The sequence below is a fragment of the Cohnella hongkongensis genome, from assembly GCF_042654645.1.
In the GTDB taxonomy this organism is placed as follows: Bacteria; Bacillota; Bacilli; order Paenibacillales; family Paenibacillaceae; genus Cohnella; species Cohnella hongkongensis.
In genome coordinates this window covers 87,289-101,698 of sequence record NZ_JBHSEP010000009.1, presented here as the reverse complement: position 1 = coordinate 101,698, position 14,410 = coordinate 87,289, and the positions used below count along the sequence as shown (strand labels likewise).

At 60.2% G+C, this 14,410-nt stretch carries 18 protein-coding genes; all 18 read right to left on the bottom strand.

Annotation, left to right across the window (positions count from 1 at the left end; genetic code table 11):
• Positions 1–242: 242 nt before the first annotated feature.
• The 18 genes from recO to ACFO3S_RS13935 all read right to left on the bottom strand — a co-directional run bounded on the left by recO (position 243) and on the right by ACFO3S_RS13935 (position 14,390).
• On the bottom strand, positions 243–1,079 hold the full coding sequence (gene recO, locus ACFO3S_RS14020) for a DNA repair protein RecO (protein ID WP_378097018.1): 837 nt from the start codon (positions 1,077–1,079) through the stop codon (positions 243–245).
• A 6-nt stretch (positions 1,080–1,085) separates the two neighbouring features.
• Entirely contained in the window at positions 1,086–1,235 is a 150-nt protein-coding gene (locus ACFO3S_RS14015; protein ID WP_378097015.1) for a YqzL family protein, read from the bottom strand.
• A gap of 119 nt (positions 1,236–1,354) precedes the next feature.
• A complete protein-coding gene (era, locus tag ACFO3S_RS14010; RefSeq protein ID WP_378097012.1) occupies positions 1,355–2,257 on the bottom strand; it encodes a GTPase Era in 903 nt (300 codons plus the stop codon).
• A 3-nt stretch (positions 2,258–2,260) separates the two neighbouring features.
• Entirely contained in the window at positions 2,261–2,707 is a 447-nt protein-coding gene (locus ACFO3S_RS14005; protein WP_378097009.1) for a cytidine deaminase, read from the bottom strand.
• Between the two features lie 86 nt (positions 2,708–2,793).
• Positions 2,794–3,168, bottom strand: coding sequence for a diacylglycerol kinase family protein (locus ACFO3S_RS14000; RefSeq protein ID WP_378097006.1), 375 nt, complete (start codon positions 3,166–3,168; stop codon positions 2,794–2,796).
• A complete protein-coding gene (gene ybeY / locus ACFO3S_RS13995) occupies positions 3,165–3,701 on the bottom strand; it encodes an rRNA maturation RNase YbeY (protein ID WP_378097002.1) in 537 nt (178 codons plus the stop codon). Before ybeY ends, ACFO3S_RS14000 begins: the two co-directional genes overlap by 4 nt.
• A 1-nt stretch (position 3,702) precedes the next feature.
• Positions 3,703–5,982, bottom strand: coding sequence for an HD family phosphohydrolase (locus ACFO3S_RS13990; protein WP_378096999.1), 2,280 nt, complete (start codon positions 5,980–5,982; stop codon positions 3,703–3,705).
• Between the two features lie 22 nt (positions 5,983–6,004).
• A complete protein-coding gene (locus ACFO3S_RS13985; protein WP_378096996.1) occupies positions 6,005–6,970 on the bottom strand; it encodes a PhoH family protein in 966 nt (321 codons plus the stop codon).
• Between the two features lie 29 nt (positions 6,971–6,999).
• Positions 7,000–8,178, bottom strand: coding sequence for a sporulation protein YqfD (gene yqfD / locus ACFO3S_RS13980; protein WP_378096993.1), 1,179 nt, complete (start codon positions 8,176–8,178; stop codon positions 7,000–7,002).
• A gap of 127 nt (positions 8,179–8,305) precedes the next feature.
• Positions 8,306–8,602 (bottom strand): sporulation protein YqfC, encoded by a 297-nt coding sequence (gene yqfC, locus ACFO3S_RS13975; RefSeq protein WP_378096990.1) that lies wholly within the window; start codon positions 8,600–8,602, stop codon positions 8,306–8,308.
• A 250-nt stretch (positions 8,603–8,852) separates the two neighbouring features.
• Positions 8,853–9,305: a hypothetical protein gene (locus tag ACFO3S_RS13970; RefSeq protein WP_378096987.1), complete on the bottom strand. Its 453-nt coding sequence runs from the start codon at positions 9,303–9,305 to the stop codon at positions 8,853–8,855.
• Between the two features lie 33 nt (positions 9,306–9,338).
• Entirely contained in the window at positions 9,339–10,337 is a 999-nt protein-coding gene (floA, locus tag ACFO3S_RS13965; protein ID WP_378096984.1) for a flotillin-like protein FloA, read from the bottom strand.
• 41 nt (positions 10,338–10,378) lie between these two features.
• Positions 10,379–11,788, bottom strand: a complete 1,410-nt coding sequence (locus ACFO3S_RS13960; RefSeq protein ID WP_378096981.1) for an NfeD family protein — start codon at positions 11,786–11,788, stop codon at positions 10,379–10,381.
• Positions 11,789–12,005: 217 nt separating this feature from the next.
• Positions 12,006–12,449 (bottom strand): GatB/YqeY domain-containing protein, encoded by a 444-nt coding sequence (locus tag ACFO3S_RS13955; RefSeq protein WP_378096979.1) that lies wholly within the window; start codon positions 12,447–12,449, stop codon positions 12,006–12,008.
• Positions 12,450–12,464: 15 nt separating this feature from the next.
• Positions 12,465–12,638, bottom strand: a complete 174-nt coding sequence (rpsU, locus tag ACFO3S_RS13950) for a 30S ribosomal protein S21 (protein ID WP_094041673.1) — start codon at positions 12,636–12,638, stop codon at positions 12,465–12,467.
• Positions 12,639–12,790: 152 nt separating this feature from the next.
• A complete protein-coding gene (locus ACFO3S_RS13945; RefSeq protein WP_378096976.1) occupies positions 12,791–13,147 on the bottom strand; it encodes a histidine triad nucleotide-binding protein in 357 nt (118 codons plus the stop codon).
• 122 nt (positions 13,148–13,269) lie between these two features.
• Entirely contained in the window at positions 13,270–13,569 is a 300-nt protein-coding gene (locus ACFO3S_RS13940; RefSeq protein ID WP_378097281.1) for a hypothetical protein, read from the bottom strand.
• A gap of 191 nt (positions 13,570–13,760) precedes the next feature.
• Entirely contained in the window at positions 13,761–14,390 is a 630-nt protein-coding gene (locus ACFO3S_RS13935) for a hypothetical protein (protein ID WP_378096973.1), read from the bottom strand.
• Positions 14,391–14,410: the final 20 nt, after the last annotated feature.

Below are 14,410 nucleotides of genomic sequence, written 5' to 3'. Positions count from 1 at the left end.
TTCCCGCGGTTCCACCCTACTTGGTTTCCCGACGGCGTTCCGAGCCTGTGCCCCGTACGCGCCGGATAACCCCCTCTTGCGATCCGAATCTCTCCAGAGTGCCTTTCGCCGATCCGTGTCTCCGGGCTTGCACCGTCCCCGGCTCGCTGCGTGCGCCACAGTGTTCGGCTACTCTCTCCTTCGCAGAGATACGCCTGTATCCAGGCTACAACAGTTATTCTATACGACGCGGGAGCGACCTGTCAAACCGGGCCGTCCGGCGCCTCCCTCGTCCCTTCGGGAGCTTCCTCCGAAGCGGTCGCCGGCCGCCTGACCGCCGGAGCGCTTCCGAGCAGGTCGCCGTATTTCTCCAGCTGGTCGAGGAAGCTCCGGGATTTCAATTGAACGTTCAGATGGGCATCCATCCACTTGCGAAGCGCCAGCCGAAGCTGCTGCTTCGTGCTGTCCTTGACCGAGACGACGCCCAGTCTGCGCAAGTCCAGGGCCAGGAAAACGCGCAGCAGCTTCCATGCGCCCTCCGGAAGCTCCAGCGCTCCGGAATCTCTGATTCTGCAGGAACGGCACAGCGCTCCGCCGGCGGCGGCGCTGAAAGAGAAGGGGCCGTCCCGCCTGCCGCAGTCGACGCACTCGTCGAGCATCGGCGCGTAACCGGCCGCGGCGAACACTTTCATCTCGTAGGCTCTGGCGACAATCTGCGGATCCTTCCCTTCCGCCAGCGCCGTCTGGCAAGCCTTAAGCTGATGAAACAGATGCGCGGCCGCCTCGTCGTCGTTAATGGCGCGGTCGGTCAGCTCCGCGGCGTAAGCGGCGTAAGCCGGCCCTTCCAGCCCCTGCCTCAGCTCCTGGAACGATTCGATAATCTCCCCGCTGTTCAGCGTTCCGAGCGATCCGTTCCGATAATAGGAATAGTCCCCGTATGTAAAGAGCTGCGCCAACGCGCCGTATCGGCTCTTGAGCTTCTTGGCTCCGCGCACGACGATGCCCTGCTTGCCCATCGTGGGCGTCAGCAGGGTCACGATTTTATTGCCTTCCCCGTAATCGATGCTGCGAATGACTATGCCTTCGGCCCGATATAACATCGGCTCTCATTCCTCGTCCGCGACGTCCGCCTCGTCTTCTTCCGGGCCGGCGCGAGCGCCGAGCTCGGAGGCTCCGAGATGGTTCATTTCCTTGTAAAGCAAGTAAGCTTCGATATCGCCGGTTTGCGTAAACACGTGCCATGTGAAATCCCGCACAGCGCCTCATCCTCTCCGGGCGAAAATGAACTTCACCTTCGCGTATAGGATGTCTCGGGAGTCCGGGCCGTATGCCTGACACATTTATGCATGGCGGTCTGCGGCGATGCGCGGCCGCCTTAATCTTCCCTGTAACCCAGCGTTTTCAGAATCGCTTCCCGGTTGCGCCAATCCTTGTTGACCTTGACCCACAGCTCGAGAAAAATTTTCGATCCGAGCAGACGCTCCATATCGAGCCGCGCCAGCCTGCCGACTTCCTTCAGCAGGCTGCCGTTTTTGCCGATGATGATGCCCTTCTGCGAGTCCCGTTCCACGTAGATGACCGCTCCGATGCTGACGAGCCCGTTGTCGGCGACGCTCATGCTCTCGATCTCCACCGCGATCGAATGAGGAATCTCCTCCCTCGTCAGCTGCAGCAGCTTCTCGCGAATCAGCTCGGCGCAGACGAACTGCTCCGGATGGTCGGTAATTTGGTCGGCCGGATAATACATCGGACCTTCCTTCAAATATTTGGAGATTTGCTCCAGCAGCGCGCTGACGTTGCTGCCGTGCAGAGCCGACACCGGCACGATCTCCGCGAAATCCATCTGCTTGCGGAACTTCTCGATAACCGGCAGCATCTCTTCCGGGTGAATCTTGTCGATCTTGTTCAGGACGAGAAACACGGGCGTGTCCTTCACCTTTTTGAGCTGCTCCATAATATAGCGGTCTCCGCCGCCGATCGGCTCGGTGACGTCGGTCAAGTACAGAATCGCTTCCACTTCGTTCAGCGCGCTCTCGGCCGCCTTGACCATATAGCTGCCGAGCTTGGAGTTCGGCTTGTGGATGCCGGGAGTATCGAGGAAGACGATCTGAACGTCGTCCGCCGTATAGACGCCGTGAATCTTGTTGCGCGTCGTCTGCGGCTTGTCCGACATGATGGCGATTTTCTGTCCGATCGCCTGGTTCATCAGCGTCGACTTCCCTACGTTCGGGCGTCCGACAATAGCGACGAAGCCCGATTTGAAGCCTTTCTTCTGCATCTTCTATTCTCCTTCAACCGCTTCTCCGTTGTTCAGATCCCGAGGCGAGAACGCGCCGGGCAGCAGCTCCGACACTGTCGTCACCCGCGTATCTCCGCGCAGGTTGGCCAGAACGACCGGCATGTCCGGCCTGCACAGCTCGGCCAGCACCTGCCGGCAGACGCCGCAAGGGGCGATCGGCTGCTCCGTATCGCCGATGACGGCGACGGCCCGGAACTGCCCGGCCTGACAGCCGTCCGCGATCGCCCGAAACAAGGCGGTCCGCTCCGCGCAGTTCGTCGGGCCGTAAGCCGCGTTCTCCACGTTGCAGCCGTGGTGCAGCCGTCCGTCGGCATCGACGGCAACGGCGCCGACCGCGAACTTCGAGTACGGGACATAAGCTTTCGTGCGCGCCTTGGCCGCTTCCTCCACCAGCCGTTCCACCGTCAAATTCATCATCTGAGCCTCCATGACGCCTTCCTCCGTTCATCTTTCGCAGAATCGCGTTTTTGTCCGAGGTGATTCAGATCAGGATAACGAATTTTATCCTTTCTAGATCACTGAAAAAACATTCGCCATAAAGGAGGCCCGAGCACGAACGCTCCGACCGCGACGGCGAACATCGCCGTCACAAGCACCGCTCCGGCGGCCGAATCCTTGGCCGACTTGGCCAGCGGATGCACGTCCGTCGAGATGCGGTCCACCGCACGTTCGACAGCCGTATTGATCAGCTCCGCCGCCCATACGCCCGCAATGGCGAGCAGCAGCCATAGCCAATCCTGGCGGGAGACGTCCAGCCACAGCCCCAGCCCGACGACGATTGCGGCTGCGGCCGCATGAAACCGAAAATGACGCTCGGTTCTAAGCGCCTCCGCCAATCCCGCCCAAGCGCTTCGGAACGCCCGGGCTTCGCGCGAGCGCCAGCCGCTCACCGGGTCAGGCCTGCTTCCCGCAAAACCTCTTCCTGCCTGGCGAACATGGCGCGTTCCTCTTCCTCAGTCCCGTGATCGTAGCCGAGCAGATGCAGAAACCCGTGCACGAACAGAAACCCGAGCTCGCGCTCGAAGCTGTGGCCGTATTCGGCAGCCTGCGCTTCCGCCCTCGGCACCGAAATGACAATGTCTCCCAGCAGGTCGGAGAACGGGTCGCCCGCCTTCTCTTCGTCCTCCCAGCCCTCTCCGTCCGTCTCGGAGGCCTCGTACTCGCCCTCGAAGCGAATATCGGCCTCCTCTCCCTCCAGCAGCGAGAAGCTGAGCACGTCCGTCGGCTTGTCCAGGCCTCGGTATTGCCGATTGAGCTCGCGAATGCCCTCGTCGTCCGTCAGCGTAAGCGTGACGATGCCGCGATCGACTTCCTCCATGCGGCCCGCAGCGACGAGCAGCTTCTCCAGCAGCTCCATCCAGCGCTCTTCCCGCGGACCGGAGCCGCCTTCCCGCTCGTCGATCCATTCGAGACTTAAAGTCATCTTAATTCTCCTTTGCTTCCTTAGCGTCTTCTGCGGCTTCCTTGGCCATCTTCAGCTGCTTGTCGTCCGGATATTCGATCCGGGAATGGAACATGCCGATGACCGCTTCCTTCAGCGTCTGCGCGACCTTGTCGAGCTCCTTCATCGTCAGGTCGCATTCGTTGAACTGATGGTCGTCCAATCTGTCCTTGATGATCTTGGCGATCATCTCCTCGATCTGTTCCACCTTCGGATGGTTCAGCGACCGGACGGCCGCTTCCACGCAGTCCGCGATGCCGACGATGGCCGCTTCCTTCGACTGCGCCTTGGGTCCCGGATAACGATAGTCGTCTTGCGTGAAATCGATATCCGCCCCTTGCTCCTGCGCCTGCTTGACCGCTTTATAATAGAAATACTTTAAGAAGGTCGTGCCGTGATGCTGCTCTGCGATGTCGCGAATCGGCTTCGGCAGCTTGTGCGCCTTCAGCATATCCGCGCCGTCCTTCGCGTGAGCGATAATAATCGAGGCGCTCACCTTCGGATCGAGCTTGTCGTGCGGGTTGCCGGATGCGTTCTGGTTTTCGATGAAATAAAGCGGCCGCTTCGTCTTCCCGACGTCATGGTAGAAAGAGCCGACGCGGCACAGCAGCCCGTTGGCCCCGACCGCCTCCGCCGCGGCCTCCGACAGGTTGCCGACCATCAGGCTGTGATGGTACGTGCCGGGGGTCTCGGTCAGCAGCTTGCGCAGCAGCGGATGGTTCGGGTTGGACAGCTCGACGAGCTTCAGCGCGGACAGAATGCCGAACGTCACCTCGAAGAACGGCATCAAGCCGATGACGAGCACGATCGTAAGCAGACCGCTCGCGAGCATAAAGATGACCGACTGAAGCAAATCCGAGCGGCTTGGCTCCGGGTTTACCAGCATCAGCGCCAGAACGGCGACCGATCCGAACAGGCTGACCATGATTCCCGCCTTCAGGATGGCCGATCGCTGGCTCGCCTTGTGGATCGCCAGCACGGCCGTAAAGGAAACGACCGCGGCGACGAAGCCGTAGCGAAAATCGAAGATATGCGCCTGCTCGACGTTCAGAATGACGCTGGCCAGCACCGTAAACAGAAACGAGCTGACCAAACCGAGATGGATGTCCAGCAGCAGCGTCACCAGCATGCTCCCCATCGCGATCGGGGCCAAATAGCCGACGAACGGCCACTCCGAGCTGTGCGTCATGGCGACCAGATGCATAAACAGAAGATTCAGGGCGAAAATCAGCAGCAGCATCACCCAATGGGCGTTCGTCTTCTTCAGAATCGTCGAGACCGCCGTCAGCTCTCCGTACACGTACAGGGCGAGCGTCAGCATGACGGACAGCAGCAGCACGCCGAGCTGGGGAAGATAGTTTTTGCGCTCCTGAAGCAGCCCCATCCCGTCCAGCTTCTCGTACAGCGCTTCCGTAATGACCTGTCCCTGCTTGACGACGATGTCCCCTTGCTTGATCACGACCGGAGGCGTGTTCTGCTTCGCCTCCATTCTGGCGTTCTCGGTCGCCTTCTTATCGAAAAACTTGTTCGGCAGAATAGCCAGCCGCGCCAGCTCCTGCACGATCTCCCGCTGCGTCTTGAGCGAGAGGGTGCTGGCGTTGACGAGCTCGGCCACCTTCATGCGCGCCGTCTCTGCGCTCGTGATCGGCTCGCTCGTCAGCCTCCACACGACGTCGCGAGCCACTGACCGCATCTCCTGAAGCTGCTCTGACGACATCCGCGGAATTTTGTAGTACGTTTCCTCCGGGATGGAATACTTCTGCGAGCCGACGACCCGCTGCATCTCCTCCAGCAGCTCGGCCGAATACGTCTCGGAACCGCGGTTCGTAATGACGAAGTTGGAGATGTGCTGGTCGACGCGCTCCGGAATGACGCGGCGGAAAATATCGACGCGGTCCGCTTCCGTAATCTGGTCGTCCATGTTCAGCTCCTCGATTCTCGCGAACAGCTCGTTCACGAGCACCTCGTTCCGGAGATGAACGGTCGAATAAATATCGGCTACCTTGTTCGCCGCTTCCTCCTGCGCCTGCAAGGTCGCCTTCTCGTCCTGCTCCTGGCGCGGCGCCCGGATATCCTTGTCCGCCTTGCCGTTTAACGTGATGTCGTACGTCTCCGGGACGAGCCGCGGAGCAAGACTGAAATAAAACAAAAACACAAAAAGCAGAAGCAGGAGCCAGCGCATCGCCGCGCTGTTCTTCCATCCTGCCGCTGCCCCGGACAAGGTAAGCGGGTTGCTTGGCTGGCCGCTGTTTTTCCGACTCATCCGGCACTCCCCTCCCTAAGGGTTATTGTTCGCTGTCTGCGTTGTAAGCCAATATAATTTTCTGCACGAGCGCGTGTCTGACGACGTCCTGATCGGTGAAGTACACGATGCCGATCTCTTCGATGGATCGAAGAATGCGCTCCGCCTCGATTAAGCCCGACTTCTTCCCCTTCGGCAGATCGATCTGGGTGACGTCCCCGGTAATGACCATCCGGGAGCCGAACCCGAGCCTCGTCAGAAACATCTTCATCTGCTCCGGCGTCGTGTTCTGCGCCTCGTCCAGAATGACGAAGGAGTCGTCCAGCGTGCGGCCTCGCATATAGGCGAGCGGGGCGACTTCGATCTGGCCGCGCTCCATCGCCTTGGCGACGCCTTCGGTTCCGAGCGCGTCGTTCAGCGCGTCGTAGAGCGGACGCAAGTAAGGATCCACCTTCTCCTGCAAATCCCCGGGAAGAAATCCGAGGTTCTCTCCGGCTTCCACGGCCGGCCGAGTGAGCAGTATGCGCTTGACCCTTCCTTCCTTCAATGCGCCGATGGCGCACATGACGGCGAGATAGGTTTTGCCGGTTCCGGCGGGCCCGATTCCGAACACGATGTCCTTCTTGCGGATTGTCGTCACGTAATGGCGCTGCCCCAGCGTCTTCGGTATGACCGGTTTGCCCCGGAAGGTGAGCGTAATTTCTCCCTTGAACAGAGACAGCAGCTCGCTCGCCTTCATCTCGCGGGACAGCTCCAGCGCGTAGCGAACGTCCCGTTCGTTCAACTGCAGGCCGCTCTGTACGAGCTGGATCAGCGTCTCGAACAGCTGCTGCAAGGAACGGACTTCCTCTTCCGGCCCTTCAATATAGATGACCGCGTCTCTCGAGCGGATCAGCGACACGGTTTCCTTCTCGATCAAGCGCAGGAACTTGTCCTGCGGACCGAACAGTGCCAGCCCCTCCGCCGCGCTCTGCAGCGGGATTGTCGTCGAATGCTTCAGTTCTGTCAAAAAAACTCATTCCCCCTAAATCAGATCCGCTACGGAATTGGACGTTCGACCTCGATGGATTGTTCCACTTCAAAAAGAACGGTTAACATCACTTTACCATTCTCCGTATGTTCATGCAAAATGTTTTCCGCTTTAATTACCGCATCTTTGCCCGCTTTCGCCAGCAGCTCGGCTCTCGCCTGGGCGAGTCCGACCTCTTTCGCTTCCTCCGGGGTCCGCTTTTGGCCGATTTCGACCACTTCCCGCTCCTGCTCCTTCATGATGCCAAAGGGCAGCGTCTTGTTCCCGAGCTGCGCCCGGCGGATCGTCGTCCGGGTTTCCGACTGGCCGAACCGAACGCCTCCGTATCCCGAAATCTGCAGGGCGCGGCTTCCGATTACGAGGTAGCTTCGTTCCTGCGACTCTCCGGTCAAGTTTCTCGTCGACGATTGGAGCGGCGAGACGATCCGGTATTCATGCCAGACCAGCCCCATCACCTTGCCCTTAGAGATGACCTGCTTGCTGTTCCTTTCGTCGCCCAGTATGCCCGAGATGAGAATGTCGCCTTTCCTTACCCGGTCGTTGCGCTCCACCTTGGGCCGGCCGCTCTCCGCCACGATGCGGGTCACGACCGCATCCGTCTTGGCGACGAGATGGCGCGGCCCGTCGAGCGCCTTCTTCTCCGGCTTCGTCGACTCGACGACGGTAATCGTCACGGACGTGCCGCGCTTGTCCACGCCGACCCAGGCCGCCTCGGGAAGCCGGAGCGCCAGCCGCTGCGACAGCGTGGACGCGTCGCCCAGACGGAACGACCACTGATAGTCGTAGATTCCTTCGGCTTTCGCCGCCTGGCGGATTTTCTCTTCGGGAATGGTCGAATTCCCTTCCACCCGCACATCCCAGATGAGCGTGGACAGCACGAAGAGCGCCAGCACGAACGCGAGCATGCCGCCCGCGAACGTCTTGCGCCGAGACAGCCGGGCCAGCCGGAACGGCAGACCGTGTCTGGATATGAGCCGGGTGCGGCAGCCGCACTCCCGAAGCAGCGGACGCAGCCGGAAAAAATCGGGGATCGACACCCCGAACTTCAACTCGCCCGCAGGCGTGAACGAAATGCTCCACAAGTCGATGCTCTCTCTTGCCGCCGCATTGACGAAGCGCTCCGGCGCCCCCCCGATCAGCTTGACCCATACGTAACCGCGCGCATATGCGACCCAATTCACCTTCATCCCGCTCCCTTCAGGCCTTAGGGGCTTGTCCGCTTCCGAGCGGCCGACAGCCGTCCCGCGCGCCAAGACGCGGAGCCTTTCGCTCCGCCCGGATCGCAAGACGGCAAAGACGCGCTGCTCCGAGCGCTCAGCCGGACGATTTCCCTTTGGCATGCAATTGGACGCCCAAGATCTTCCCTTCCACGAACACTTCCTCCGCCCCGATGTTGCGGATGACCAGGTTCTGGCCCGTCACTTCCATTTCTCCGCCGTCCATCGCAAGCTTAAGGCTGTCCGGAGAGAAATGAAGGATTCCCCGGTGGTTCTCCACCGTCAGCTGAAGGCCTCCGATCATCGTGATGCGCGGCAGGTCCATCGCGACATCCTGCGGCAGATCGAGAAGCGTCGCGGTCCACTTGCGCAGCTTCCGGCTTACACGCATCATTGGGCGGTCCTCCCTCCTATACGTTAAACATATGCGCGCGCATTTCCCATTATGTGGCCGTCCGGCGCATGTCAAGCATCAACGGCTTACGCCGTCCTTGGGACCGGCGGGATAACGTTTATGTCGGAGGGACTCAGATTAAGGATAGCGAATTTTATACCTTCCTAATCCGCCCAGAAAAGGCCGCCTCGCCGGCCGGAAGCGCAGCTTCCTGAACGGGGAGACGGCCCTGTGTGGGCGTGCGGATCGGCTAGCGCCGGTAAGGCTTGCGGGCTCGGGGGCGGCCGAGAATCTCCGACCAGAGCACTGCGCGGGCCAGATCCTGTCTGGACGGCCCTCGCGCAGCTTCCCGAGAGCTCTCGTACACATAAGAGTCCGGCTGGTGCGATCCGGCAGCCGCAGCGCTGCGGGAGACCCGGCTTGCGGGCGCCGGATCGCTTAGCGCGGCCGGCCCCGGATCGTAGAACGTCTCCGGCGCGGAATACGTCGTCTCAACCGGCTCGTACCGTTCCGGTCTCGTCTGCGCCGGAACCGGTCGGACAGGCCGCTCCGTCGGCCTGCGCGACTCTCCGCCGAAATCGGGCATTCGGTTCTGCGTTCGCTTCTCAAGCGGAGACTTGCGGAAAAACAAAAAGTAGACGATCCCGATAATCACGATCAAAAATTGGATATTCGAGGTCAGGAACGTAATGAGCTCCTCCACGGCGCTCCCTCCTTCCTGCTTCGCGCGGGCGGGTTACGGCTTCTTCGGACCGTCTCCTCCGAGCAAATCGTTCTGACCGCCGATAGAGCCTCTCATCTGCGTATCCGCTTCGATGTTTTTCAGGTTCATGTAATCCATGACGCCGAGATTGCCGGACTTGAGCGCGTTCGCCATCGCCAGCGGCACCTCGGACTCGGCCTCGACGACCTTCGCCTGCATCTCGACGACGCGGGCCTTCATCTCCTGCTCCTGAGCGACGGCCATCGCGCGGCGTTCCTCCGCCTTCGCCTGGGCGATCCGCTTGTCGGCCTCGGCCTGCTCCGTCTGCAGATGAGCGCCGATGTTTTTGCCGACGTCCACGTCCGCGATGTCGATGGACAAAATCTCGAACGCGGTTCCCGCGTCCAACCCTTTGGCTAACACGGTCTTCGAGATCAGATCCGGATTTTCCAGCACGTCCTTATGGGATTCCGAACCGCCGTTCGTGCTGACGATGCCTTCGGCTACGCGGGCAAGCACCGTTTCTTCCCCCGCGCCCCCGACGAGCCGGTCGATGTTGGCTCGCACGGTCACCCTAGCCCGCACTTTAACTTCGATCCCGTTCTTCGCTACGGCGGATACGATCGGGGTCTCGATGACCTTCGGGTTAACGCTCATCTGTACCGCCTGAAGCACGTCGCGCCCGGCCAGATCGATCGCCGCGGCCCGCTCGAACACAAGCGGAATGTCGGCGCGTTGGGCCGCGATCAGCGCGTTGACGACGCGATCCACGTTGCCCCCGGCCAAATAGTGGCTTTCCAGCTGGTTAATATGCAGCCCCAGTCCCGCTTTCGTCGCCTTGATCAGCGGATTGACGATCCGGCTTGGAACGACGCGCCGCAGCCGCATAGCCACCAGCGTAATGATGCTGATCCGGACGCCGGCCGCCAGCGCCGATATCCACAGCATAAAGGGAAAGAAGCTCATAAATACCGAAACCGCGATCACGACGACTGCAATAATAATAAAAAACTGAATGTCTGTACCGTTCATCTCATACCTCCGACCTTTTTTTGTCAAATCTTAACATACGGTCAAGCGTCCTTGTTTAAATTCGCCGTTTTTCCCGGAATTTCCTTTACGACGATTCGCGTTCCGTCTACGGACGTCACCTCGACGCTTTTGCCCCGCTCGACGAACTCGCCGGACGTTATGACGTCCAGCCTCTGTCCGCCGATCTCGGCGATTCCCGACGGCCGAAGCAGCGACACCGTCACCCCGGTCTGTCCGACCCAATGTTCGCGCGGCTGCTGGGGAACGAAGCCCCGGTCGGTCGTCAGCTCCTCCTTCAGAATAAACCGGTTCCAGACGCCCCGCCTGCGGAAAACGTAAGCGAAGACGGCGACGACGACCGAAGCGACGACGACGGCGATGCCGAGCGTCCGCAGCGCGTTGCCCGTATCGTAAGCGCCCATCGCGATGCCGACGATGACCGAAGCTATACCGAGTATGCCCAAAATTCCGAAGCTGGGAACGAAAACCTCAAGAATGAGCAGCCCGACGCCCAGCAAAAACAGCACCAGCGACTCCATTCCCGCAAAACCGGCGATCGACTGTCCGAAGAAGTACAGGCCGAATGCGACCAGTCCGATAATGCCGGGAGCCCCGAAGCCAGGAACGAGCAGCTCGATGGCGACGCCCGCGACGCCGATAATGAGCAGCAGCAGGCTGACGCCTGGAGAAGTCAGAAACGTCGACACCCGCTCCGCGAGAGTAGGATGAATTTCGACGATCGGGCGATCGGCGATGCCCTTCCATGCCAGCACCTCCTCTACGGAGCTGGCTAGCTTGTCGGCGTAACCGACCTTGAACGCATTTTCGGCGCTCAGCGAAATAATTTGCCCCTTCCCGCTCGTCTCTCCGATCGCCTCCATCTCGACGATTCGCTCCGGATCGACCATTCCGACGGCGATGTCCGGATTGCGGCCGTTCATCTCGGCAGCCGAGCGCATCTCCTCGCTCCAGAACGACACGAGCTTCGGATTGTCCACCGCGTTCCCCGCGCCGTCCACGATCATCGCCGCGCCGATCGTGGAGCCGGGAGCCATCGCGATGTCCCCGGCGTTCAAAGACAGATACGCGCCGGCCGACGCCGCCTTGCCGCTAACGAAGGCGACAGTCGGAACGGCCGCCTCGCGAATCCGCTTGCCGATCGCCTCCGCCGTATCCAGACGCCCGCCCGGCGTATCGATATCCAGCACGACCAAGGCCGCTTTCGCTTCTTCGGCCTCGCTAAGCGCGCGGTCGAGAAACGAAGCCAGTCCGCTCTGCACCGTCTGCTGAACGGGAATGACGTAGACGGAGCCCGCCGAGGCCGTCTCGGCCGCTCTGGCGAAGCCGGACACGGCTCCCAGCAGCGAAAGAACGCCAAGCAGCAGCAGAACCGCCACCCGGATTCCCGCTCCCCGCCGCATACGGCCGCTGCGTAAAATCATTTCGCCCATATTCATCCTCCTTCTGACCATTCAATCCGACATACTCTATATTACGGTTCGACAAGAGGTCCGTTTCAATTCTGCCTATCCGGCAAGAACCTTTCGGAGGCCGCTAGCGAGCGTCGCGTTCGGGCCGAAGGGCCTCCGGGACCGCGCTTCGCGGGCTCCGCACCTACCTATGCAAAAAGCACTCCCAGTGCGGGAGTGCCTGTCTGTCATGTCCGGATTATTGCAGAGATTGCTGGACGATTGCGTTGACGAGCTTGCCGTCCGCAACGCCTTTCACCTTGGGCATTAGCGCGCCCATCAATTTCCCCAGGTCGGCTTTAGAAGAAGCACCGGTTTCTTGCATGGTCTGTACAACGATGGCTTTGATTTCTTCTTCTGTAAGCTGTCGCGGTAGATATTCGGAGATGATCTCAATTTCTGCCCTGACATTGCTTACGAGATCTTCCCGGCCGCCCTTCTCGAAGTCCAGCAGGGAATCGCGTCGTTGCTTGAGTTCACGGCTCAATATATTAAGCGTCTCGTTATCGTCAAGCGGCCGGCGCAGCTCGATTTCGTGATTTTTGATCGATGCCCGAACCATACGAATCGTCTGAAGACGGAATTTATCTCCATTCCTCATCGCTTGCTTCATGTCATCGTTCAATCGCTCCGCAAGATTCATGAGTGCGGACTCCTCCTAGTACTTCCGTTTGCGCGCAGCTTCGGATTTCAGCTTCCGCTTCACGCTTGGCTTTTCGTAATGCTTACGTTTCTTCACTTCCGCGAGAACGCCATCTTTGGCAATGGAACGCTTGAAGCGGCGGAGTGCAGCGTCGATTGTTTCATTTTTTCGTACTTTTGTTTCGGCCACCTGTTTTCCCTCCCTCCGCAACAGACCCAACACGGTTATCAAACTATATTATATGTGAAGAGGAAAGGCAGTGTCAACTTGGGCCGAAAGAATAAATGCGAAACGTTCGACTCCAAGTTATGCCCCCGCTCCCGTGCGTTCGCGCGCCGATTTTAACCTTTCCCGGAAGCGTTAAGCGGACCGAGCGTCTCGCCGCCGAGAATGTGCCAATGAATATGAAAAACCACCTGTCCCGCATCGCGTCCGCAGTTGTTGACGAGGCGATAGCCGGACTCCTCGAGGCCCGCCTCCTTGGCGATGCGCCGGGCGGACAGCAGCAGATGTCCAAGCAGCGCCTGATCCTCCGGTTCGCAATCGTTCATCGTGGCGATGTGCTTCTTGGGAATCACGAGCAGATGAACGGGAGCCTGCGGCTGGATGTCATGGAAAGCGTACACGAGCTCGTCTTCGTACACCTTGCGGGAAGGAATCGATCCCTCGACGATCTTGCAAAATAAACAATCCGACAATTGGACGCACCCCTTTAAAGAGTTGGCATATGCCTCCATCATACCTTATCGGGGGGTTCCCCGTCCAATGCGCAAGGACCTGCCGACGCGTGCGGCAGGTCCTTGCCGTCGGGCTTGCCGCTCTACCAATAGTACGGGAGCAGCGAGATCGCCGCCAGGCCCGCAAGCGGCAGAATGAGCCGATTGAACCTGCGCGGCCGGAAAGGATAGAAGCCTCCTCCGAACGGCGGATAGAACAACGGCGGGAAAAATCCGCGCATTTGCTCCACCGAGCCGGGAACGGCGAGACAAAGCCATTCGTCGTCCACATGCTCCACGATGCCGTCGTAGCAGAAGCCGTCTGCGGCTTGAACTTCGACGTAACGGTGCATATAGGACTCGCACATCGATTTCGTGACCTTCTTGGCGGCCGGATGAACCATCGAATGGGCTCCGTAGTGTCCTTTTCCCGCGTGCTGGTGCGCCATCGTCGGCGCAAGCTGCGAAGCCGGCAGCTGCATCGGTACTGCTTTTTCCATGAGCATTCTCTCCTTGGGCGCCGTTTCCCCAACATCATATGCGCGCATGGGCGAATGGCTACATGGATGTGCGCAAAATGGGCTCGGCCCTGAACCTAATCTTCCAGGGCGGAAGCCAGCTCCGCGAGCCTTCTGGAAGCTTCGAGCGCGTGCGGCCTCCATTCCCCGAGCGCCGTCATCTGACGAAAGCCCGATTCTCCCGAAGGCGGCCGGAACCCTTGCAGCGCTTCTCCGATGTCCGCCGCCCCGTCCCGGACGGCGCTCAGAAAGGCGATCTCCTCCTCCGTCAGCGGGGCGCCGCTTTCCCCGATGACCGCCAGCGGGCTCTCCGCTCCGAAGACGGCGTTAGCCGCAGACAGAATCGGCTTGGACGCTTCCTCGCGGGACTGTCCCGAAGCCTCGCTCTCGGCCTCGACCAGCAGTCCTAGCGCTTCCGCGCCCGCCAGTCTGGCTTCGGCGATCATCTTGGCGGAGCGGATCCGCTCCGCTTCCGTCTCGGCGACCAGAAATCCTTCGGCCCCGTCGCGCAGCCGCTCGGCGAACAGCTGCGCATAGACGTACCGCTCGGCAAGGCGCTGCCCTTGCTCGGTTTTGCTCGCCTGATCCGTCAGCATATACTTCGAATAACCCAAAATAACGAGCGTCATCAAGACGACGATCGCGACAAGCAGCGCCCCGATCGTATAAGAGATTTTTTTCGTGTTTTTGTTTTCGGCAGCCGACATGGCGCTTCCTCCTGCAATCT

Excerpts from the sequence above, each read along its gene's own strand:
- recO (WP_378097018.1), bottom strand. The coding sequence starts at position 1,079 with ATGTTATATCGGGCCGAAGGCATAGTCATTCGCAGCATCGATTACGGG.
- era (WP_378097012.1), bottom strand. The coding sequence starts at position 2,257 with ATGCAGAAGAAAGGCTTCAAATCGGGCTTCGTCGCTATTGTCGGACGC.
- ACFO3S_RS14005 (WP_378097009.1), bottom strand. The coding sequence starts at position 2,707 with ATGGAGGCTCAGATGATGAATTTGACGGTGGAACGGCTGGTGGAGGAA.
- ybeY (WP_378097002.1), bottom strand. The coding sequence starts at position 3,701 with ATGACTTTAAGTCTCGAATGGATCGACGAGCGGGAAGGCGGCTCCGGT.
- ACFO3S_RS13990 (WP_378096999.1), bottom strand. The coding sequence starts at position 5,982 with ATGAGTCGGAAAAACAGCGGCCAGCCAAGCAACCCGCTTACCTTGTCC.
- yqfD (WP_378096993.1), bottom strand. The coding sequence starts at position 8,178 with ATGAAGGTGAATTGGGTCGCATATGCGCGCGGTTACGTATGGGTCAAG.
- yqfC (WP_378096990.1), bottom strand. The coding sequence starts at position 8,602 with ATGATGCGTGTAAGCCGGAAGCTGCGCAAGTGGACCGCGACGCTTCTC.
- floA (WP_378096984.1), bottom strand. The coding sequence starts at position 10,337 with ATGAACGGTACAGACATTCAGTTTTTTATTATTATTGCAGTCGTCGTG.
- ACFO3S_RS13960 (WP_378096981.1), bottom strand. The coding sequence starts at position 11,788 with ATGGGCGAAATGATTTTACGCAGCGGCCGTATGCGGCGGGGAGCGGGA.
- ACFO3S_RS13955 (WP_378096979.1), bottom strand. The coding sequence starts at position 12,449 with ATGAATCTTGCGGAGCGATTGAACGATGACATGAAGCAAGCGATGAGG.
- ACFO3S_RS13940 (WP_378097281.1), bottom strand. The coding sequence starts at position 13,569 with ATGGTTCATCCGGCCGCCAAGAAGGTCACGAAATCGATGTGCGAGTCC.
- ACFO3S_RS13935 (WP_378096973.1), bottom strand. The coding sequence starts at position 14,390 with ATGTCGGCTGCCGAAAACAAAAACACGAAAAAAATCTCTTATACGATC.